The sequence below is a fragment of the Streptomyces sp. NPDC090798 genome (genome assembly GCF_044768965.1).
Classification (GTDB): Bacteria; Actinomycetota; Actinomycetes; order Streptomycetales; family Streptomycetaceae; genus Streptomyces.
On record NZ_JBIVXA010000002.1, the window covers coordinates 686724 to 706454 of the forward strand.

Below are 19731 nucleotides of genomic sequence, written 5' to 3' on the forward strand. Positions count from 1 at the left end.
GAGGACATCGATGGCATCAAGGGCGAGGCGGAACGCACGTGATCCGGGTGGTAGTGGTGGACGACGAGGCCCTGGTGCGCTCCGGCTTCGAGCTCATTCTCGGCGCGGCCGACGACATCGAGGTCGTCGCGACCACGACGGGCGCGGAGGCGGTGGACGCGGTACGGAGGGAAGGACCGGACGTCGTACTGCTGGACATCCGGATGCCGGACGTCGACGGTCTGACCGTACTGCGGCACCTGCGGGCGCTGCCGGACGCGCCCGTGGTGGCGATGCTGACGACGTTCGACGCCGACGAGTACATCCTCACCGCGCTGCGCTCCGGGGCGGCGGGCTTTCTGCTCAAGGACACCGAGCCGGACCAACTCGCGCAACTGGTACGGACCTTGTGCGCGGGCGGTGTCGTGATGTCACCGAAGGCGTCCCGTGCCGTGTGGCAGAGCCACCCGGGCGCGGCCGCCGCGGACGACGAGGAGGCCGCCCGCGTCGGACGGCTCACCGAGCGGGAGCGCGACGTGCTGGTGCTCATCGCGGAGGGGCTGTCCAACGCCGACATCGGCAGCCGCGTCCACCTGAGCGCGGGCACCGTCAAGGACCATGTCAGCGCGATCCTCACCAAGCTGCGCGTGAACAGCCGGGTGCGGGCCGCGCTGCTCGCCCAGCGGGCGGGCCTGCTGGACGAGCGGAACGGGTCGGAGGACCGGCGATGAACGCGGGCGGCCCGTGGTGGGCGCGGGTCCCGGATCCGGTCGTCGATGCCGCGGTCGTCGCCGTGGCCGCCGTGGACGCCCTGATCAGCCTGGGGGACTCGAGCCGCCTCGTGACGGCCACGGCGGCCGTCGCCTGTGCCGCGCTCGCCCTGCGTCGCCGCTTTCCGCTCACGGTGTTCCTGCTCACGCTCCCCGCCAGCCTGATGGTGGACATCGTCTTCGCCCCGTTCGCCGCGCTGTTCACCCTCGCCGAGCGCTCCCGCGACCGTCGGCTCCTGGTCGCGGGCGCCTTTCTGTTCGCCGGCGCCTCCGCCGCGCCCTGGCCCCTGGGCAACGTCGGCTCACATGAACGCGCCTGGACGGTGATCTACTTCTTCTACACCCTGGCCACGGCCGCCGCCCCCGTACTGCTCGGCCAACTCGTCCAGGCCAGGCGGGACTTGGCCGACCGGCTCGCGGAGATCGAGGAGGCCCGCGAACACGAGCGGCTGCTGCACTCCCAGGCCGTCCTGGCCCGGGAACGCGCCCAACTGGCCCGTGAGATGCACGACGTCGTCTCCCACCAGGTGAGCCTGATCGCCGTACAGGCGGGTGCGCTCCAGGTCGCCGCCAAGGACCCGGACTTCAAGGAGGGCGCCCGCACCATCCGTTCGCTGAGCGTCGACACGCTCGACGAACTGCGCCACATGGTCGCGCTGTTGCGGGCCTCCGGAAGCCGCGTCGGCGAACTCACCCCGCAGCCCACACTCGCCGACCTGCACAAGCTCGTGTCGACCAGCGGCATCGAGACGACGTTGACCGGTGAGCTCCCCTACGCCATCGGCACCCCCGCGCAACGAGCCCTCTACCGCACCGTGCAGGAATCCCTCACCAACGTACGCAAACACGCGCCCGGCGCGGCCGCCACCGTCCGCCTGTGGCACACCGGCGACCGCTTCGGCGTCACGGTGATCAACAACGCCCCCACCCGCCCCTCCCTGCCGCTGCCCGGCTCCCAGCAGGGCCTCGTCGGCCTCCGGGAGCGCGCCGAACTCCTGGGCGGCACCTTCGAGTCCGGCCCCACCCCCGACGGCGGCTACCGCGTGACGCTCCGCATCCCGACGGACGCGGACTGAGCCCGCAGCCATGGCGCGTACGAAGATCAGACCGTCGCCGAGACGAGGCGGAGGGGCCGATCGGGGGGACGTGCCCAGGTGCCCCGCGTGGGATTCGCGATCCGACGGAGAAGGGCGCCTACCCTCCGAAAGGATCAAGGAGGTGGCATGCGGGACAAGATCCGCAGGGGGATCGTCACGTCGGTGTGTGCTGGAATCGGCCTCGCCACGGCCGCCGCCTGCGGCTCCTCGGAATCGACGAATGACCCGTCGACGTCCCCGGCCGTCAGTCCGTCCTGGTCACCGAGTTCCTCCACCACGGTTCCGGTTCCTTCCACGGACACCACGGACGTTCCTTCCACGGACACCACCGGGCCGACGGTCCCACCACCGCCGCCGCCACCCACGGATCCCAGTGACGACACGACCGTCGAACCGCCCCCCGCGCCGCCGTCCGCGACACCGTCCGACAACACCCCGCACGCCGACGAACCACCGGCGCCTCCGAGCACGTGAGCGAGCATGTCGAGCACAACTACCGTGCGGACAGTTCCACACTGATGACGGACCTGGGCGACCGCAGGAGCACGACGGCTCTCTTCAAGAGCGTGGCCGCTCAGGCTTCCTTCGTCGCGGCGCTCATGTTCTACCTCGGCACGATGTACACCACCAGTTTCTACGGCTACTTCAACCTCACCCTGAACACGCTCAACCTCGGTTTCAGCGGCTTGGTACTGCAGAGCCTGCACCTGCTGAGACGCCAAGTCCTGGTGGTCGCCGTGATCGTTCTGATGGCGACAGGCATCCCGTGGTCCCGCTTCGGCGGACGATTCGCTGAGCCAGGAGACGGAGACGGCGGCTCACCTCTTCGCACAGCGGCGGCACGTCTCCACTTGGTGGTGGTCGGCACCGGGCTGGTGCTGCTTGTGATCTCGCCGACCATCGCACCGTACGGCTGGGTCGCCGCGCTCACCGTCGCGGCCGGTCTCTTCCTCGGCCAGTACCAGAACGCCACGGGCGCCCGTCGGGCCGGTCTCCGGCACAAGGCGCTCCCGTGCTTCGCGGCGGCCGTCTTCCTGTTCTGGGCACTGACCCAGATCACCTGGCAGCTCGGAGAACAGGACGCCAAGGAGCGCGCCCGAGATGTGACGCGCTGGACCGGTGTGATGATTCTCAGCACGCACCGGCTGGCCCTCCCCCAGGACTCCCTGGTCACGGAAGACCTGGGAGAGCGCTTCCACCCTCGTTACCGCTACACGGGTCTGCGGCTGCTCCTGGAGCGCGATGGCCGGTACTACGTGGTTTCCCGTGGATGGAAACCACGTAGGGATCCCCTCTACGTGATCCGGGAGAGCGACGACATCTGGGTTGCCCTGACGTCCGGCACGCAGCCGCGCAGCGCCTAGCCGGGCGGCCGACACGGCATCCGAAACCATGAGCGTCCAGGCCGTAGTCGTTCCCGGCGGCCTGGACGCACTCTTCATTCACCCGGCCGCGCCGTGGCCGGCCCGGTGTGCCGTCAGCCCTGGCGGGCCTTGAAACGCGGGTTCTTCTTGTTGACGACGAAGACCACGCCTCGTCGACGGACCACCTGAGCCCCCGGCTTGGACTTCATCGAACGCAAGGACTTGCGCACCTTCATGGATCTGCCTTCCTCGTGCTGGGAACCGGCCCGCCGTCAGTGCCGCGGCGAGGCCGTACGGCCGTAACGACGCTCGAAGCGCTCCACACGGCCTGCGGTGTCCAGGACCCGCGAGGTCCCGGTGTAGAACGGATGGCTCGCCGACGAGATCTCGACGTCGATCAGCGGGTAGGTACCCCCGTCCTCCCACTCGATCGTCTTCGACGAGAGCGCGGTCGAACGGGTCAGAAACGCGACGTCCGCCGCCCGGTCACGGAAGACGACGGGACGGGATTCGGGGTGGATACGCGGCTTCATGAGGTTTCCTCCCTTGTGACGGTCGACGGTCCTGTGACGGTCCGCCCGGTGACGCCGGGCTCGGCTCAGCGCTCCTCCCGGAACGGGACGTGCTCACCGAGCACCGGGTCGTACTTGCGCAGGACGAGCCGGTCGGGGTCGTTCGCGCGGTTCTTCCGTGTCACGTAGGTGACGCCGGTCCCGGCTGTCGACCTCAGCGTGACGACGGGTCGCGCGCTGTTGCGTGCCATGAGGTTCTCCTTCCGCCCACATCACGCGATCTTGACTCGCGCATGTCAGCTACGTGTGCTGTAACAGCGGACCTGGTCGGCGCATTCCCGGGGGCAGGGCAGAGGCCCGGAGCGGGGGTGGGAGGCGGGCAGGCAGCGGCAGCAGGGAGGCCTGGGGCGAAACGAAACAAGCCCCGCCTCCGGAGTACAGGAGGCGGGGCTGTGGAGCGCCGGGCAGGCCTTGCACCTGCATCTCCCCGCAGGAAGCGGGGCGTCTTTCCTTGGACCACCAACGCGAGGCCTACCGCCGAAATGATCTGGCGGGCTGCTCAAGATCAATCATAGCGCAGCCGGAGCGGTGCGTGACACCGCCAGGGTCGCGGGCCCCCGCGGCCGGTGCCGCGCAGGCCCTCGCCGGTCTACTGGCGCAGGCCCTCGGAGAGACGCCTTCCTAGACGGCGACCACGCAGTCGTAGGAGCTGTTGTTCCCGTTGATGCTGACGATGCCCGACGTGTTGTCGGCGGAGAAACGGGAGAACAAGGCAGCCGGGCGGCCGGCGAACAACACCGGTCCGAACACCGGGGCGACGTCGACGTCGTACGGCTCGTCGACGCCGTCGGCGACCACCGCCAGCCGACACGTGCGCGGCTCCACGAACTCCTGCACCACGCTGGCACCCTTCTCAGCGGCCTCCGTCACCGCCGCCTCCCATTCGGCTTGACCCGTCTCCCGGCCGATGACGACCTGTTTGCCACTCATCCCGATGCTCTCCTTGAGCACCAGCGACTCCCGGTTGTCCACGGCGTATCGCACGAGGTCGACCTTCCGGCCGCCTCGGGTCGTCCACCGATCGGAGAGCACCCGAGTCCACGGCAGGTAGGTGTCGACCAGAGAGCGCTCGCTCGCGCTCATCCATGGTCGGCCCTCCGACAGCATGCCCAGAGTCAGCTTGCTGGACAGGAAGGTGGAGGTCTGGGTGCCCACCAGCAGGCACCCGTTGTCCAGGGCGGCCTGCACCGGGGCGGTATCGATGCCGAGTTCGGCCCAGTCGGGGATGGTGAAGTCCCTCAGCCCCAGCGGGTAACGCAGGTGCGGTGGGCAGTCCCAGGCCTCGTGCAGGTCCTCAGGCTCGAAGAAGCGTGCGATCAGCCCGTGACTGTTGAAATAGTCGGTCTGCATCTCGAAGTACCGTGTAGATCCTCCTTGGTCACGGGAGCTGCCCAGGAGAGCCACCCGGGGCGCCACCCCCAGTTCCCGGCCCAGGCTCCGAAACATCTCCGTACGGACGGCGAACGCGTCCTCATAGCTGAACGGCACCCGGCCCCGGGCGTCGGTGTAGAGCCTGCGCCAGACCTCGAGGCGGCAATGCGTCTCCACCGGGCCACCGAGCGCCCCGCTGACGTTGAACTCGAGGAATTTCGGTCCGTTCGGTCCGATCACGATGTCCGGGCGGGTCACACAGTCCGCGTACCGCTCTTCGGTGAACTGATCGGCCACGAAGAGCTGGTGCTCGCTCGGCGGCATGCGATAGGCCGCCAGTCTCCCCTCCGTGGTGGGCGCGCTCTCCAGGGCGGTGCGGCGCACCAGGTCGAGCAGGGCCGCGCTGACGCGGAACAACTCGGCGTAGGACGTACTTGGCAACGTGATCGGAGCCGCGGGCAGGAACGACTGGTAGGAATACCCCATGTCCCGCATCTCGGTGCGCAGCATCTCCCGGATCGTCTGCGCCGGGGCGGCCGGCAGCAGTCGGTTCCGGCCGAACCACGGGTGTCCTGTGGCCGCTTGGGGGCCTGTCTCCTGGAACACGCTCATCAACTTTCTCCCGTTCTGCCACTCCTGAGGGGCATCGCTAATGTGTGCGCGGGGGCGGTGCCGTCTCCGCGGTGCCGCCACCCGGCGACGCCCGCGCCCGCCCGGCAGAGCGATCGCACAAGGGAGAACGCCGTATGACCCTTCGCCGCGTCCAGGACAACGAGTACGTCGAAGAGCACGGCGGGGACTACGAGGACTTCGAGCCGGGCATGGTGATCCGGCACTGGCCGGGACGGACCCTTACCGAGACCGACAACACCTGGCTGACGCTGTTGACGATGAATCAGCACCCCCTGCACTTCGACAGGGCCTACGGGGAAAGCGCGGAGTACGGGCGGGTGCTGGTCAACAGCGGGATCACCCTGTGTCTGGTCGGCGGGATGACCGTGCAGGCGCTGTCCGCACGTGCCGTGGCCAACCTCGGCTGGGACCGGGTCCGTCTGAAGGACCCGGTGTACGTGGGAGACACCTTGTACGCGACGAGCCGGATCCTGGGCAAGCGGTTGTCCAGGTCGCGGCAGGGGCTGGGGATCATCACGGTCGAGACGACCGGGACCAAGTCCACCGGGGAGACCGTCATCGTCTTCGAACGGTCTTTCATGGTGCGCTGCCGCGAGGCCGGCTGACCTCATGGTCCGGCGCCCGCGGCCGCGAACAGCGCGGCCGCGGCGGCCGTGTCCTCGATGGCCATGCCCACGCTGCGGAACACCGAGGTCCTGCCGTCCACGGCCGCCGCCGCCCCCTCGGCCAACTCCCCCAGTTCGTGCAGCGCGTGGACGTCGATCAGCCCGTCGGCCAGAGCGGCTCGGACCTCCCCCGCCTCGGCACGGGCGGCGGCCCGCTCCTCCACGACGACGAACGCGTCCTCGAGCAGCGCCGGGTCGACCTCAAGCGCGTCCTCGTGGGTTCCGCCGATCACATTGACGTGCGCGCCGGGCGACACCCAACCGGCCTTCACCAGCGGCTCCCGGCCGCCCGTGGAGGTCGCGGTGCAGATGACCGCCGCGTCGCGGACGGCGTCCTCGGCGGTGTCGCACACGAAGACCCGGATCCGGTCGTCGGTGGTGTCGCTGATCCACTGTGCGAACCGCTCGGTCCGCTCCCCGGTACGCGAGAACACCCGGACCGTCCGAACGGGACGCACCGCGAGCACCGACCGAACCAGGGCGCGTGCCTGTACCCCGGCGCCGATCACGGCCAGGTCGGCGGCGTCCGCCGGGGCGCACAGGCGGGTGGCCAGCGCGGCTGCCGCGCCGGTGCGGACGGCGGTGAGCTCGGCGCCCTCCAGCAGGGCGGTGACCCGGCCGGTGTCCAGGTCGGTGAGCACGACGACGCCGTGGATCAGCGGCAGCCCACGGTCGGGGTTGCCCGGGGTGAGGGTGGTGATCTTGACGCTGCCCACGCCGTGCCGCTCCCAGACCGAGGTGGCGGTCAGCAGCTCCCGTCGTCCGCCGTGCGGGACGACCGTACGCGGCGGGGACGACACGCGTCCGGCCGACAGGTCCGCGAAGGCCTCGGCCAGCGCGTCGACCACCCGCAGCAGCCGTTCGGTACCCGCCATGTCCTCGGGACCGATGGTCACCGGCCCTGTCATACGGCCCTCTCCCCGGCGCTCAGTGCGGCCACCGCATCCGGGATCAGGTCCTCCTGCCCGGCGATGGCCTGGCATCTGCCGAGTTCGAAGAAGACGTCTCGGGGATCGACTCCGGCCCGCTGCGACTGTTGCAGCACCTCGTGCTTGAACCCGGAGAACACCCCGGCCAGCCCGCTGACGATACTCAGCGAGCCGGTGACCGGCGGCGCGGGCATCAGCTCCCGCTCGGCGAACTCGGCCGCGTCCAGCAATCCGTACAGGTCGATGCCGGTGACGAAGCCGGTCCGCTCGAGCACCGGCACCAGAACCTCCAGCTGCGTGTTGCCCGCTCCGGCGCCGAAGCCGCGCGCGCAGCCGTCGATGATCCCGGCGCCGGCCTGGGCGGCCGCGACGGAGTTCGCGACGGCCATGCCGAGGTTGTTGTGCCCGTGGAAGATCACCGGGACGTCGACGGCCGCACGGATCGCGCCGATCCGTGCGGTGACGTCCTGGGGCAGGAAGTGGCCCGCGGAGTCCATGATGCCCACCGCCTCGGCCCCGTAGCCGACGGCGCGTGCCGCGTGCTCGGCGAGTTCGTCGGCGGTGGCCATGTGACTCATCATCAGCACGCAGTGGGCCTCGGTGTCCCGCTCGCGCAGCAGGTCCAGGTGGCGCTCGGCGAGAGAGGTCTCCGTGCAGTGCACACCGATGCGGATGACGTCGGTGCCGTGCCCGATGGCCTTGCGCAAGTCGTCGGAGGTGCCCCAGCCGGGCAGCATGAACGCGGCCATCCGGCTGTGGCGCAGGGCTTCCCGCACGGTCGACAGCATCAGGTCGTCACTCACGGCGGCCCGGCCGACCTGGAGGGAGGAGGCGCCCAGGCCGTTGCCGTGGCCCACCTCCACGACCGGGACGCCGGCGGCGTCGGCCGCCTCCGCATAGCCGCGCAGTGCTGCCGCCGTGAGCTGGTGGCGCACGGCGTGCTGGCCGTCGCGCAGCGTGGGGTCGTGAATCACCACGGTCTTCACCGGCCCGCCCCCTTCCGGGAGGCCGAGTCGAGCCGGGCCGCATGCTGTTCGGCGACCAGGACCGCGGCCGAGTCGATGATGTCCAGGTTCCCCGCGTAGGCGGGCAGTACGTCGCTGTCGGCGGTTACTTCCAGGGAGACGGTGACCAGATCGCCGCGCACGTCGCAGGCGAGAACCCGGTAGCCGGGCGCGAACTCCCGCACCCGCCCGGCCGCCTCGCCGACGGCGGCCCGCACCGCCTGTGGGTCGGCCTCCGGCAGCACCGCGTGGACGGTGGTGCGGAAGTGCGCGGGCGGCACGGCCGGACTGATGTTGAGGATCGCCTTGTTGCGGCGTACGCCGGTGAAAGCGGTAAGGGCGTGCTGGGTCGTCGCGACGTATTCGTCGAGGTTGAGCCGGGTGGCCCGGCCGGCGATGCTGCTGGCCACGGTGGAGACGACTTCAAGGTACGTCACCTCGAACCGGTCGGCGAGGGCGTGCGCGACCGGGACCGACGCCTGTCCCCCGCAGCTGATCAGGCTCACGTTGCCCGCGGAGGGCGCCTGCACGCCCGTGACGGTGGGCACCACCATCTGCCCGGTCTTGCTGGGGGTCAGGTCGATCAGGAGTGTGCCGAGCGGTTGCAGCAGCCGCCAGTGTTCGGCGTGCGCCATCGCGTTGGTGGCGTCGAACACCACGTCGAACGGGCGGGGCGCGGCGAGGATCGCGTCGATGCCGTCCGCGGAGGTCCGGCAGTCGAGCAGAGCGGCGTGCCGCAGGCCCGCCGACTCCGGATTGCGCCCGGCCACCAGGGCGCAGTCCAGCAGGTCCGAACGGCTGATCTTGGAGACCAGGTCCTGGCCTATGGCACCGGTGCCGATGACGGCCACCGTGAGCGGCGGGATGGAGTGCGGCCGCACGGTGGTGAGGGCCTCCGTGACGGTCATCGCTCCGCCTCCGCTCCCGTCGGAACCGACGCGAATCGCGCGGCCCAGGCTTCCCCGAGGGCGACGGTCGTCCGGGCCATCCGGGCGAACGGCGGGCCGACCATGTTGCCGTCCAAAACCGCGATTCCGCCGTTCGCGGACCGGACGGCCGCGGTGACGCGCCGGGCCTGGCGCAGTTCGTCCGGGTCGGGCCGCAGGGCCAGGTTGATCGCGTCGAGTTCACTCGGGTGCACGGTCACCTTGCCGTGGAAGCCCAGTTCGCGTATTCGGCCGATCTCCTCGTCCAGGGCCTCGGGTTCGGTCAGCCGGAAGTTGGCGGTGTCCACGCAGGCCTTGCCGTGCCGGGCGCAGGCCAGGGCCATCGCCTGTCGCGCGGCGAGGAGTCCGGCCCAGGTGATCTCGACGCCCAGGGTGGCGGCGAGGTCCGCGGAGCCGAGGATCAGCCCGTCGGCGGCTGCCGCGATCGCGTCGACGGCGGCGACGGCGGCCGGGGTCTCCAAGGTCACGTAGATCTCGGGGTGGGCGCCGACCGAGGCGAGGGTGGCGCGCAGCAGCTCCACCTCGACCGCGGAGTCGACCATCGTCATCACCACGATGCCGGGCCTGACCGGGCTCTCGATGAGCAGCAGCAGGTCGCGCACCGCGTCGGCGGTACCGAGCTGGTTGAGGCGTACCCCGATGTTCGCGGGCTCCGGCGCCTTCTCCAGCGCCGCGCGGCACATCTGCCGGGCGGCCTGCTTCTCCGGCGGCGGGACGGCATCCTCCAGATCGATGACATGCACGTCCGCGTCGTACGACCAGGCCTTGACGACCCGGTCCATGGACAGCGCAGGCGTGTAGAGGATGCTGCGCGGGATGGCCCGGGCGTGGCCGCTCATCATGCGACCTCCCCGGGCTCGGGTGCCGTGCCTCGGGCGCCCACCTCGGCGAGGACCGCGCACAGTCGGCGGATCTGCTCCTCGGTCTGCCCGGTCCGCATCATCACGCGCAGTCCCGCCGTCCCGCGGGCGACGATCGGGAAGAACACCGGGGAGACGTAGAAGCCGGCCTCGAAGACCCGGCGGCCGGCCTCGATCACGGTGTCGTCGCTCATCGGGACCAGGCGGATGGGAAAGGTGCTGCCCGCCTGCTCGGTGCGGATCAGCGAGTCGAAGAGTGCGATGTTGGTCTGGAGCCGGTTCTGCAGTGCGGTCAGTTCGGGGGTGCGGTGGATCTCCGCGGAGGCGAGGCCGGCGCCGACGGCGGGCGTGTTCAGCAACTGCGAGTAGTTCAGCGCGCCGCCGAAGCGCTCGATGACCCGCAGGGTCTCCTTCTCGTAGCCGTCGAGGACGATGGCCGCGCCACTGGTGCCGAACGCCTTGTTCAGGGTCACCACCACGATGGTGCGCTCGTCCAGCACCGGGCTGTGCGAGCGGACGTAGCCGACGCCCCGTTCCCCGTACGCCGACAGGGAGTGGGAGTCGTCGTAGTAGACCAGCAGACCGTACTTGTCCTGCAGTTCCGCCAGTTCCTTCACCGGCGCGTAGCCGCCGAGGCTGTCGCTGCCGTCACAGACGTAGGCGACCCGCTCGTACCTGCGGCAGGCGTCCTCGATGTAGTCGAGGTCGTGGTGGCCGCTGGTGACGACCTCCGTCTCGTCGGCGCAGACCGGTTTGAGGTTCGCCATCGACACATGGGCGTTCTTGTCGAAGATCATCAACGGGCGGGTGCCGTTGCCCAGATGGCCGGAGGCGATGAGCGGCAGGAGCCCGAACGTCGCTGTGCTGGCGGCGATGGAGCACACCACGTGGGCGCCGAACAGCTCGCCGAGCGAGTCCTCCAGTTCCAGCATCGCGGGTATCTGCACCCTGCTGCGGGCGATGCAGTGGTCCAGGACGCCGTAGCGACGCAGCGCCTCGATGCCGCCCTCGACGACCTTGGGGTGGGAGTCGAGGTCGAGGTAGGAGCAGCAGCTGAAGTTGACGAACTCGTGTCCGGCGTCGATGAATTCGTGGCCGGGGGTGGTCCGCAGCACACCGGCGTCCAGGTCGGCCACGATGCCGGCCAGCCCGTTGCGCTCCGACATGTCCCAGAACTCGTTGCCGATGCCGATCAGCTTGTCGTTGTTGCGGTAGCGGTGGGTGGGGGTGATGGTGACGCGCTCGGTCATGACGCCGCCTGGGCAGGTTCGTAGTTGTAGACGCCTCTGAGCTTGCGGAAGACGGCTGTGTAGAGCGCCACACCCAGCACGTACGGCCTGCGCAGGATCTTCGGGTCGCGGAGCCAGAAGTTGATGTTGATGTTCATCTCGTCGAGCGATTCGGCCTGGTGCCACCAGCCGAGCGGCAGGTAGAGCATCTGGCCGGGTTCCAGGATCAGTTCCCGGCGCTGGGCCAGTTTGGCGGCGAGCCTCGGGTAGCGCGCGGCATCCACGTCGTCGAAGTCGAAGACCTGTGACTTGTCGCCGAATCCCCGCTTGAGCGAACGCGGGTAGTACTCCCTGGATCCCGGGGGCGCCAGGACGAACCGTTTGCGGCCCTCCAGAGCGATGTTGAAGTTCTCCAGCTCGTCGAAGTGGCTCTGGGTGAACACCCCGCGGTGGCTGATCCACAGGTTCGCGGCGTTGAGCGAGCGCCGGTAGTCGAACAGCTTCCCCGCGTCGAAGCCGAGGATCGCGTTGACGTCGGCCGGGCGGTTGCGGATGTTCGACACGACACGGTTCCAGGTGCTCGCATCGTTCTGATAGCGGTCGTCGGCGAAGAACTCTGCGAGCCGGATCTCCCGGGTCGTCCAGCGCTCCGGGTTCCGCTTGTCGCTCGGCTCGGTGAACAGGGTCACCGCGAGATGTCCGAGCCGCTCGGCCACCCCCTCCCTGCCCAGGCCGCGGGTGCCGCCCGGCAGGGTGACCACCACCGGAACGTCGGCCCTGATGAGAGCGTCACGGCCGAAGGCCATGAACTCGTCGAACGAGAGCCGGGGCACGGGCCGGCCTCCGAGGTCTGCCCGTGTCGGGACAGGATCCGCTGTTCCCACAACTCTTCCCTCTCTGCTCACTGTTCCTGTACCGCCAATTCCGAGGTGGCCTCCATGACCGGCCGCCGGGTTCTCAGCACCGGCTGTCCCACGAGGCTCAGTGCCAGGGCCACCAAGCCGCCGCCGGCCCCGGCCCACGCCCCCGCCGCGGAGCCGAACGCGTCGGTCAGCCGTCCGCCCACCGCTGTGCCGGTGGCGATGCTCATCGCGCCGGCGCTGGTCAGCCACGAAAAGCCCTCCGAGAGCGCGCCCTTGGGGCAGACCGACTCGAGCAGCGTGCTGCCCGCGATGAGTCCCGGGGAGATGGCCACGCCCGCCAGGACGGCGAGGAAGCACATCATCAGGGAGGATCCGGCGAAGGCCAGGGGGACGACGCCGAGCGTCAGCACACACGTGGTCACCGACAGCAGCCGGGCTTGCGACAGCCGCCAGTTCACGGCGCCGTAGACCGCCCCCGCGATCAGGCTGCCGACCGAGATGAGGGCCAGGAACACGCCGCTGAGGCCGGGCGACGACTGCTCCCGCGCGAACGCGATCATCGTGACGTCGACCGCCCCGAACTGGAAGCCCATACCGGCGTAACAGAGCATCAGCACCCACACCCCGGGCACCTTGATGGCGCGCTCGGGGCCGCGGCCGGCCGTTGGCTCCGGTGTCGGCTCGGACTGGCGGTGCAGCGCCACGGCGATGGATCCGGTCAGCGTCAGCAGCGCACAGGCGACCAAGCTGGCAGCCGGGTGCACGGTGGTGGACAACACCGTGACCAGCAAGGGTCCGAGCAGGAAGATCGTGTCGTCCAGCATGGACTCCAGGGCGTACGCGGTGCGCAGCATCCCTTGGTCGACCATTACCGCCCAGCGTGCGCGCATGAACGAGGTGAACGACACCGAGGTACAGCCGGTGGCCACCGCCGCGATGATCATCACCGGCAGAGGGGCCTCCAGCACGATGGAGACGAGCAGCATCGTCATCCCCAGGACGTGCGCCGCGCACGCGGTGAGCAGGACCCTCCGCTGGCTGTAACGGTCGGCCGTCCGCCCCAGCACCGGGCTGACGATGCCCTGGGCGAGCAGCATGGCCGCCGCCACCAGACCGGCATCGGTCAGTGATCCGGTCTCCGCCGAGACGAGCAACAGGCAGCTGATGGACCGCATGGCGATCGGGGCCCTGCCGATCACCCCCCACAGCGCCAGCGGGGCGGCGCCCGGCAGGCGCAGCAGCCGAAGATAGGCACCGAGTCCTGAACCCGCCCCCGAAGCACCCTCCGACACGGATTCCCCCATAACTGACATGACGTCATAAGTGTGATGGGCCCCGGAGTTTGGGACATCGGGGCATCGGCTAGCCACGCGGGAGCCGAGGACCCGCCGGCCGTCCCGTCGGACGTATCGGCGATCTTTGCCGTCCAGCACGACGGATGGCAACGTTCGGCGGTCGAAAAAAATCGGCCGCATGTAGGGTGCGGACAGCGTGGTCCCTTCCGCGTCCGAGCAGCAGGCGTGCGGTCAACTCCCCTGCGGCGTAAGGCGTGTGGTCCGTCCTGACGACACGGCCGCCCGTGTCCCGCCGCACCCGCACGTCCCACGACCTCGGTGCGGCGAGACCGCGCGCAAGAGCCGTCCACCCGTGAAACGGCGCCTGCCGCACGAGATCCGGGAGGGCCGTGCGGCGAACCCGAACGAGGAGGCACGAGTGAACGAGCCGACGTCCGAAACTCTGGAGCCCCAGACCCCGCGGAGCACTCAGGGCGAGGAGACCGAGGCGGTGAAGCCCCGCAAGAACGGCCTGGACCGCGGTCCGAGCGAGGAACTCGCCGAGAACATGCGGCAGGGCTGGGCCGACACCGAGCGGCACGACCTGGAGGCCGTTGCGCAGGCAGCGCACACCGCGCGCCGCCGTGCGGTGCTCTCCGCCCGCTTCCCCGGTGAGCGTCTGATCGTCCCCGCCGGCACGCTGAAGGTGCGCTCCAACGACACGTACCATCCTTTCCGCCCCGGCTCCGACTACGTCTATCTGACCGCCGACCAGAGCGAGAACGGGGTGCTGGTCCTGGAGCCGAAGGACGGCGGCGGCCACGAGGCCACCCTGTACCTGCTGCCCCGCTCCGACCGCGACAACGGGGAGTTCTGGCTCTCGGCCCGGGGAGAGTTGTGGGACGGGCGGCGCAACAGCCTCGCGGAGAACGAGCGGCTGCTGGGGCTGGCCACCGCGGACATCCGCCGGCTGACGGACCTTCTGGCGGACGCCACCGGCCCGGCCCGGGTACTGCGCGGCCTGGACGCCGGTGTGGAGGAAGCCCTGCGCGACAAGGTGACCGCCGAGGGCGATGAGGAGTTCCGGATCTTCCTCTCCGAAATGCGCCTGATCAAGGACGACTTCGAGGTCGCCGATCTGCGCTTCGCCTGTGCGGCGACCGCGCGCGGCTTCGAGGATGTGGTCCGGGTGCTCGACAAGGCGCAGGCCAGTTCGGAGCGCTACATCGAGGGCACCTTCTTCCTGCGCGCCCGGGTCGAGGGCAACACGGTGGGCTACGCCTCCATCTGCGCGGCCGGACCGCACGCCACGACCATCCACTGGGTGCGCAACGACGGCCCGGTCCGCCCGGGAGACCTGCTGCTGCTCGACGCCGGCGTGGAGACCCGCAACCTCTACACGGCCGACATCACCCGCACTCTGCCCGTCAGCGGTCGCTTCACGCCGTTGCAGCGCACGATCTACGACGCGGTGCTCGACGCCCAGCAGGCCGGCATCGAAGCGGTGAAGCCGGGGGCCTCCTACCGCGACTTCCACGAGGCGGCCCAGCGTGTGCTGACCGAGCGCCTCGTCTCCTGGGGGCTGTTCGGGGACCTGTCGGTGGAGAGGGTGTTCGAACTCGGTCTGCAGCGCCGCTGGACCATGCACGGCACCGGCCACATGCTCGGTCTCGACGTCCACGACTGCGCCGCCGCCCGCGCCGAGCGGTACGTGGGCGGCCCGCTGGAGCCGGGCATGGTCCTCACCGTCGAGCCCGGCCTGTACTTCCAGGCCGACGACCTGACGGTCCCCGAGGAGTACCGGGGCATCGGCGTCCGCATCGAGGACGACATCCTCGTCACCGAGGGCGGCCGGGAGATCCTGTCCTCCGCCCTGCCGCGAGGGGCCGACGACGTCGAGGCCTGGATGGCCTCTCTCCTGCCCTGATCCCCCGTCAACCCGGGTCCGCCCGGCCGCCTCCGAGGACCGCCGTACGGCGCTCGGCAGCGGCCGGGCGCTCTGTTTTCGGGGGCCTTCGGGGCAGGTGAGCGGTGCCGGAGGCCGCATTGACAATATGGTCAAGACTCGTTGACCATTGCGGCGTGTCAGAAAAACAGCCGCCCGACGGCCAGGACGAGACGCTGCAACTCACCAGCGAGCTGCAACTGCGCGCCGTCAGCAACTTCGTGCGCCACCGCATCCTCCGCGTCCTGCGCGACCAGCCCGCGACCATCACCCAGGTCGCCGCCCGGCTGGGCATCGCCAAGGGCAGCGCGAGCTACCACATGCGTCTGCTGGAGAAGGCGGGCATGGTGGCCGTGGTGCGCACCCGCAAGGTCCGCGGCGTGACCGAGCGCTACTACGAGCGGACGAGCAGCGGGATCAGGTTGCCCGAGCCCGAACAGGGCGCACCCAACGTGGTGATGCGGCATGCCCTGGCTGATCTGGAGGCCGCGCCGAGCGGGCCGCCGCGTCTTGTCCGGATGCACCAGGCGCGGCTGAGCAAGGACAGATTCGCGGAGTTCACCGCCCGCTTGCAGGCGCTGGTGGAGGAGATCGCCGCGGCATCCGACCCGGCGGAGCCCGCGGCCACGCTCGCCGTGGCCTTCTTCCGACCCGAGGAGGACGTCTGATGTCCCCGCTGATGTCCCTGCGTAGACTGCACGACGGTCTGCCGCCCGCCTTCAGCCGCCTGTGGTTCGCCTCGGCCGTGTCCTCCCTCGGGGACGGCGTCTACCTGGTCGCCCTGCCCCTGTTCGCCGTCTCTCTCACGCCCGATCCGTTCGCCCTCAGTCTGGTCACCGCCGCTTCCCTGCTCCCGTGGCTTCTGTTCGGGCTGCTGGGCGGCGCGCTGGTCGACCGCTGGGACCGGCGCCGGACCATGTGGATCAGCGACCTCGCGCGCACCGCACTGCTGTCGGCACTGGTCGCGGCGACCGCCCTCGGAGCGGTGGACCTCCAGCTCCTCATCGCCGTGGCCTTCCTGCTGGGCATAGGGCAGATCTTCTTCGACACCGCCTCCTCGGCCTATCTGCCCCAGCTGCTCGACCGGGATCTCACCAGCCTGCGGCGCGCCAACACCCTGAAACAGGGCGCGCAGACGGCGACGAACGAGTTCGCCGGACCGCCGCTGGGCGGTCTGCTCTTCGCCCTCGGCCGGGCCGTTCCCCTGGCCTTCGACGCCCTCTCCTTCCTGCTCAGCGGGCTGCTCATCCGTACCTTGCCCGCCCAGCCGGTCGCTCCTGCCAAAGAGCGGCGCTCGCTGTGGTCGGACGCGCGGGAAGGCGCCGCCTACGTCTTCGGCAACCGCGTCCTGCTCGGTCTCGCCCTGCGGTTCGCCGTCGGCAACCTCGCCTTCGCGGGTGGGGAGGCGGTCCTGGTTCTCTTCGCCCATCGCACCCTGCACATCGGGAACAGCGGCTACGGCCTCCTGCTCGCCACCCAGGCCGTCGGCGGCCTGGCCGGCACCGCGCTCGCCGGGCTGCTCGGCGCCCGGATGAAGACCGGTCACGCCCTGACGGTCACGGCCGCGGTGGAGGCGGCGGCGCAACTCGGCCTCGGTGTGTCCAGCGGGCCGCTCACCGCAGGCCTCGCCATGGCCGTCTGCAGTGCGGCGATGTCGGCGACCATGGTGCTCGTCCCGTCCGTGTCCCAGGCCATCGTCCCCGCCCACCTCACCGGCCGGGTCTCCGCCACCAACCGCATGCTGGGCGTCGGCGCGGCACCGGTGGGTGCCGTCCTGGGCGGCTGGCTGGCGACTGCGGCGGGGTTGCGTGCCCCCTTCGTCGCAGGAGCCTTCGTCCTCGCCGCGATGACCGTACTCGTCGCCGTGCTCACGAGTGCCGACCGCATCGAGGCCGCCCTCGAGAAGGCCCGGGACGAAACCGCCCCGGCCGACCTCCCGGCTGCCTGACGGACAACCCGACGGAGCGAGGAGCCACGACGTCGCCGACGTGCCCGGGCCGAGAGTGGGCCCAGGCCCCCGCACGCGGCGTTCGTCCAAGACCCCGGCGGCCAGCCGGCCGCCGGGGTCGTTTCACACCCTCACACCGGCGATGCCCGCGTGGTCATCCTGCCCGGCGGCACCTGCGCCGACAGGAACACCGACGCCCCAGCCCTGACCCGCGGGTTGCGGCGTCATCGCCTGATCCCTGCCGTCACTCGACCTCCAACCGGCTCCGAGGGACCGCGTCCTCGGAGCCGACGCGGATGTTCGACTGAGGAACTTCCTCGCTCGAACGGCGGCGGAACGAGCCCACCGTCTCCGGCAACCGACCGGTCGTGGCGGCGATGGACCGGCCGGAAGAGCCGGGCGCGTTCCTCGTCACTGATGGGCCCGGCGCCGGCGCAGGGCCGGACGAGCGGGGACGGCATCCTGCAGCCGCTCCGCCAGACCGGCCACGGTCGGGGACTCGAAGAGCGTCTGAATCGTCAGCTCCGTCCCCAGCAGGGAACGCACCTTGTTCACCAGGCGGGTGGCGAGCAGCGAGTGTCCGCCGAGCTCGAAGAAGCTGTCGTCGATCCCCACATCGGGCAGCCCGAGGATGTCGGCGAACGCCTTGCACAGTGTCGTCTCGCGCGCGTTGCGCGGGGCGGCTGCGGACAGCACACCGTCGTACGTGGGGGCGGGCAGCGCCCGACGGTCGAGCTTGCCGTTGATGGTCAGCGGCAGCACACCCAGGCTGACGAACGCCGCTGGAACCATGTAGTCGGGCAGCGCGGCGGACAGATGCCGGCGCAGCTCGGTGGCCGGAGGCAGGGAGCCCCCCGCAAGGGGCGCGGCGTAGGCGACCAGCCGCCGGTCACCGGGCCGGTCCTCGCGGACGATGACAGCCGCGGCGCCCACCTGGGGGTGGCGCGTCAGGACGGACTCGACCTCGCCGAGCTCGATCCGGAAGCCGCGCAGCTTCACCTGGTCGTCGGCACGGCCCAGGAAGTCCAGCGCGCCGTCCGGCAGCCAGCGCACGAGGTCACCGGACCGGTACATGCGCGCCCCCGCCGGACCGAACGGGTCGGCGACGAAGCGCTCGGCGGTCAGATCCGGCCGGTTCAGGTAGCCGCGGGCCAGACAGGTACCGGCCAGGTACAGCTCGCCGGAGACACCCGGCGGCACCGGATTGAGGTGGCGGTCCAAGACGTACGCCCTGGTGTTCCAGATCGGCGGCCCGATGGGCGCGGTCGCCGTGGCGGGCCAGTCGGGCACGCGGTCCGGGAGGGTGTACCCCGTCACTACGTGCGTCTCTGACGGCCCGTAGTGGTTGTGCAGCCTCACGTGGGAGTACCGGGTGTGGAACGCCCGTACGCCGTCGGTCAGCCGGAGCGCCTCGCCGGCTTGCATGACGTGGCGCAGGGAGCCGAGGGCGAGGCCCTGTTCCATCGCCGCCTCGCAGACCGCGCCGACCACCAGGTCCGGTGCGAAGAGTTCGTCCACGTCGTGCCGGTCCAGCCAGCGGGCGAGCGCGGACGGGTCGAGGCGGGTCTCATCGTCCGGGACACACACGGTCTTGCCGTTGAACAGGGCGGAGAGTATCTCGTGTTCCGAGGCGTCGAAGCTGATGGCACTGAACTGCGCCACCCGGGCCCCGGGGCGTACGGCGACGGCGGAGGCGTTCCACACCAGCAGGTTGCGCAGCGCGACGGCGGTCATCACCACGCCCTTGGGGCGGCCGGTCGAGCCCGAGGTGTAGATCACGTAGGAGCTGGTCTCCGGCAGCAGCGGGGCGGTGCGGTCGGAGTCGGCGGGGTCGGTGGCCGCCTCTCGGGACAGTTCCCGGACGGTGTCCGCGCCGTCCAGGAGCAGTACGTCGAGGGCGGCGGGCAGCGGGCCACCGGAGCCGTTGGTGACCACCAGCGCCGGCTGGGCGTCGGTCAGGATGTAACGGATGCGTTCGGCCGGGTAGGCGGGGTCGATGGGCAGATACGCCGCGCCGGTCTTCAGGACGGCCAGGAAGGTGACGATCAGGTCCGCCGACCGGGGCAGCCGCACCGCGACGTACCGCTCCGGGCCGATGCCCCGCCGGATCATGAGGTGGGCCAGCCGGTTGGCCCGGGTGTTCAGCTCGTCGTAGGACAGCCCGGTCTCGCCGGCCAGCACGGCGGCGGCGTCCGGGGTCCGCGCCACCTGCCGCTCGAAGGCCTCGGGCAGGTTGTCACCGGGCGGCTCCACCGCCGTGTCGTTCCACTCGGTGAGCACG

General features: G+C 70.5%; 20 protein-coding genes. 7 read left to right on the forward strand and 13 right to left on the reverse strand.

The features are described 5' to 3' along the window. Window positions 1–38: 38 nt before the first annotated feature. Both ACIQTP_RS07345 and ACIQTP_RS07350 read left to right on the forward strand, forming a co-directional pair. Complete coding sequence (locus tag ACIQTP_RS07345) at window positions 39–710, forward strand: response regulator (RefSeq protein ID WP_402047357.1); 672 nt, start codon at window positions 39–41, stop codon at window positions 708–710. Further along, window positions 707–1825: a sensor histidine kinase gene (locus ACIQTP_RS07350; protein ID WP_403397170.1), complete on the forward strand. Its 1119-nt coding sequence runs from the start codon at window positions 707–709 to the stop codon at window positions 1823–1825. Before ACIQTP_RS07345 ends, ACIQTP_RS07350 begins: the two co-directional genes overlap by 4 nt. A 134-nt stretch (window positions 1826–1959) precedes the next feature. On the opposite strand, the gene ACIQTP_RS07355 is transcribed toward ACIQTP_RS07350, so the two are convergent. Further along, window positions 1960–2316, reverse strand: a complete 357-nt coding sequence (locus ACIQTP_RS07355) for a hypothetical protein (protein ID WP_403397173.1) — start codon at window positions 2314–2316, stop codon at window positions 1960–1962. On the opposite strand from ACIQTP_RS07355, the gene ACIQTP_RS07360 reads away from it, so the two are divergent. After that, complete coding sequence (locus ACIQTP_RS07360; RefSeq protein WP_403397175.1) at window positions 2317–3210, forward strand: hypothetical protein; 894 nt, start codon at window positions 2317–2319, stop codon at window positions 3208–3210. Between the two features lie 113 nt (window positions 3211–3323). Here ACIQTP_RS07360 and ykgO read toward each other — a convergent pair whose 3' ends face one another. The 4 genes from ykgO to ACIQTP_RS07380 form a co-directional block, all read right to left on the reverse strand. Then, window positions 3324–3446: a type B 50S ribosomal protein L36 gene (ykgO, locus tag ACIQTP_RS07365; protein WP_054230145.1), complete on the reverse strand. Its 123-nt coding sequence runs from the start codon at window positions 3444–3446 to the stop codon at window positions 3324–3326. 36 nt (window positions 3447–3482) lie between these two features. After that, the gene (locus ACIQTP_RS07370) at window positions 3483–3743 is read right to left on the reverse strand and encodes a type B 50S ribosomal protein L31 (protein ID WP_403397177.1); all 261 of its coding nucleotides are present in this window, start codon (window positions 3741–3743) and stop codon (window positions 3483–3485) included. Between the two features lie 65 nt (window positions 3744–3808). Continuing rightward, window positions 3809–3973: a 50S ribosomal protein L33 gene (gene rpmG, locus ACIQTP_RS07375; RefSeq protein WP_402047341.1), complete on the reverse strand. Its 165-nt coding sequence runs from the start codon at window positions 3971–3973 to the stop codon at window positions 3809–3811. A 430-nt stretch (window positions 3974–4403) separates the two neighbouring features. After that, on the reverse strand, window positions 4404–5765 hold the full coding sequence (locus ACIQTP_RS07380; RefSeq protein WP_403397180.1) for a hypothetical protein: 1362 nt from the start codon (window positions 5763–5765) through the stop codon (window positions 4404–4406). Window positions 5766–5899: 134 nt separating this feature from the next. Here ACIQTP_RS07380 and ACIQTP_RS07385 point away from each other — a divergent pair, with 134 nt between their 5' ends. Further along, on the forward strand, window positions 5900–6391 hold the full coding sequence (locus tag ACIQTP_RS07385) for a MaoC family dehydratase (RefSeq protein ID WP_402047335.1): 492 nt from the start codon (window positions 5900–5902) through the stop codon (window positions 6389–6391). A 2-nt stretch (window positions 6392–6393) separates the two neighbouring features. Here ACIQTP_RS07385 and ACIQTP_RS07390 read toward each other — a convergent pair whose 3' ends face one another. From ACIQTP_RS07390 to ACIQTP_RS07420, 7 genes are all read right to left on the reverse strand, one after another. Beyond that, on the reverse strand, window positions 6394–7359 hold the full coding sequence (locus ACIQTP_RS07390; protein ID WP_403397182.1) for an ornithine cyclodeaminase family protein: 966 nt from the start codon (window positions 7357–7359) through the stop codon (window positions 6394–6396). Next, entirely contained in the window at window positions 7356–8366 is a 1011-nt protein-coding gene (dmpG, locus tag ACIQTP_RS07395; protein WP_403397184.1) for a 4-hydroxy-2-oxovalerate aldolase, read from the reverse strand. Before dmpG ends, ACIQTP_RS07390 begins: the two co-directional genes overlap by 4 nt. Continuing rightward, window positions 8363–9292 (reverse strand): acetaldehyde dehydrogenase (acetylating), encoded by a 930-nt coding sequence (locus ACIQTP_RS07400; RefSeq protein WP_403397186.1) that lies wholly within the window; start codon window positions 9290–9292, stop codon window positions 8363–8365. The genes dmpG and ACIQTP_RS07400 overlap by 4 nt, the downstream gene beginning before the upstream one ends. Next, on the reverse strand, window positions 9289–10170 hold the full coding sequence (locus ACIQTP_RS07405) for an HpcH/HpaI aldolase/citrate lyase family protein (protein WP_403397303.1): 882 nt from the start codon (window positions 10168–10170) through the stop codon (window positions 9289–9291). The genes ACIQTP_RS07400 and ACIQTP_RS07405 overlap by 4 nt, the downstream gene beginning before the upstream one ends. Beyond that, window positions 10170–11441 carry an aminotransferase class I/II-fold pyridoxal phosphate-dependent enzyme gene (locus ACIQTP_RS07410; RefSeq protein ID WP_403397188.1) on the reverse strand — a complete coding sequence of 424 codons (1272 nt, stop codon included), beginning with the start codon at window positions 11439–11441 and terminating at the stop codon, window positions 10170–10172. The genes ACIQTP_RS07405 and ACIQTP_RS07410 overlap by 1 nt, the downstream gene beginning before the upstream one ends. After that, window positions 11438–12226: a cupin-like domain-containing protein gene (locus tag ACIQTP_RS07415; protein WP_403397305.1), complete on the reverse strand. Its 789-nt coding sequence runs from the start codon at window positions 12224–12226 to the stop codon at window positions 11438–11440. Before ACIQTP_RS07415 ends, ACIQTP_RS07410 begins: the two co-directional genes overlap by 4 nt. 95 nt (window positions 12227–12321) lie before the next feature. Beyond that, window positions 12322–13575, reverse strand: coding sequence for an MFS transporter (locus tag ACIQTP_RS07420; RefSeq protein WP_403397191.1), 1254 nt, complete (start codon window positions 13573–13575; stop codon window positions 12322–12324). A gap of 421 nt (window positions 13576–13996) precedes the next feature. Here ACIQTP_RS07420 and ACIQTP_RS07425 point away from each other — a divergent pair, with 421 nt between their 5' ends. The 3 genes from ACIQTP_RS07425 (at window position 13997) to ACIQTP_RS07435 (ending at window position 17450) form a co-directional block, all read left to right on the forward strand. Then, the gene (locus ACIQTP_RS07425) at window positions 13997–15484 is read left to right on the forward strand and encodes an aminopeptidase P family protein (protein WP_403397193.1); all 1488 of its coding nucleotides are present in this window, start codon (window positions 13997–13999) and stop codon (window positions 15482–15484) included. Between the two features lie 155 nt (window positions 15485–15639). Next, complete coding sequence (locus ACIQTP_RS07430) at window positions 15640–16170, forward strand: ArsR/SmtB family transcription factor (RefSeq protein WP_403397195.1); 531 nt, start codon at window positions 15640–15642, stop codon at window positions 16168–16170. Next, complete coding sequence (locus tag ACIQTP_RS07435) at window positions 16170–17450, forward strand: MFS transporter (RefSeq protein ID WP_403397197.1); 1281 nt, start codon at window positions 16170–16172, stop codon at window positions 17448–17450. Before ACIQTP_RS07430 ends, ACIQTP_RS07435 begins: the two co-directional genes overlap by 1 nt. 411 nt (window positions 17451–17861) lie before the next feature. Here ACIQTP_RS07435 and ACIQTP_RS07440 read toward each other — a convergent pair whose 3' ends face one another. Further along, the gene (locus ACIQTP_RS07440) at window positions 17862–19730 is read right to left on the reverse strand and encodes an amino acid adenylation domain-containing protein (protein WP_403397307.1); all 1869 of its coding nucleotides are present in this window, start codon (window positions 19728–19730) and stop codon (window positions 17862–17864) included. Window position 19731 lies beyond the last annotated feature (1 nt).

Excerpts from the sequence above, each read along its gene's own strand:
- ACIQTP_RS07405 (WP_403397303.1), bottom strand. The coding sequence starts at position 10,170 with ATGAGCGGCCACGCCCGGGCCATCCCGCGCAGCATCCTCTACACGCCT.
- ACIQTP_RS07370 (WP_403397177.1), bottom strand. The coding sequence starts at position 3,743 with ATGAAGCCGCGTATCCACCCCGAATCCCGTCCCGTCGTCTTCCGTGAC.
- ACIQTP_RS07390 (WP_403397182.1), bottom strand. The coding sequence starts at position 7,359 with ATGACAGGGCCGGTGACCATCGGTCCCGAGGACATGGCGGGTACCGAA.
- ACIQTP_RS07435 (WP_403397197.1), top strand. The coding sequence starts at position 16,170 with ATGTCCCCGCTGATGTCCCTGCGTAGACTGCACGACGGTCTGCCGCCC.
- ACIQTP_RS07385 (WP_402047335.1), top strand. The coding sequence starts at position 5,900 with ATGACCCTTCGCCGCGTCCAGGACAACGAGTACGTCGAAGAGCACGGC.
- ACIQTP_RS07415 (WP_403397305.1), bottom strand. The coding sequence starts at position 12,226 with ATGGCCTTCGGCCGTGACGCTCTCATCAGGGCCGACGTTCCGGTGGTG.
- ACIQTP_RS07400 (WP_403397186.1), bottom strand. The coding sequence starts at position 9,292 with ATGACCGTCACGGAGGCCCTCACCACCGTGCGGCCGCACTCCATCCCG.
- ACIQTP_RS07410 (WP_403397188.1), bottom strand. The coding sequence starts at position 11,441 with ATGACCGAGCGCGTCACCATCACCCCCACCCACCGCTACCGCAACAAC.
- ACIQTP_RS07350 (WP_403397170.1), top strand. The coding sequence starts at position 707 with ATGAACGCGGGCGGCCCGTGGTGGGCGCGGGTCCCGGATCCGGTCGTC.
- ykgO (WP_054230145.1), bottom strand. The coding sequence starts at position 3,446 with ATGAAGGTGCGCAAGTCCTTGCGTTCGATGAAGTCCAAGCCGGGGGCT.
- ACIQTP_RS07380 (WP_403397180.1), bottom strand. The coding sequence starts at position 5,765 with ATGAGCGTGTTCCAGGAGACAGGCCCCCAAGCGGCCACAGGACACCCG.
- rpmG (WP_402047341.1), bottom strand. The coding sequence starts at position 3,973 with ATGGCACGCAACAGCGCGCGACCCGTCGTCACGCTGAGGTCGACAGCC.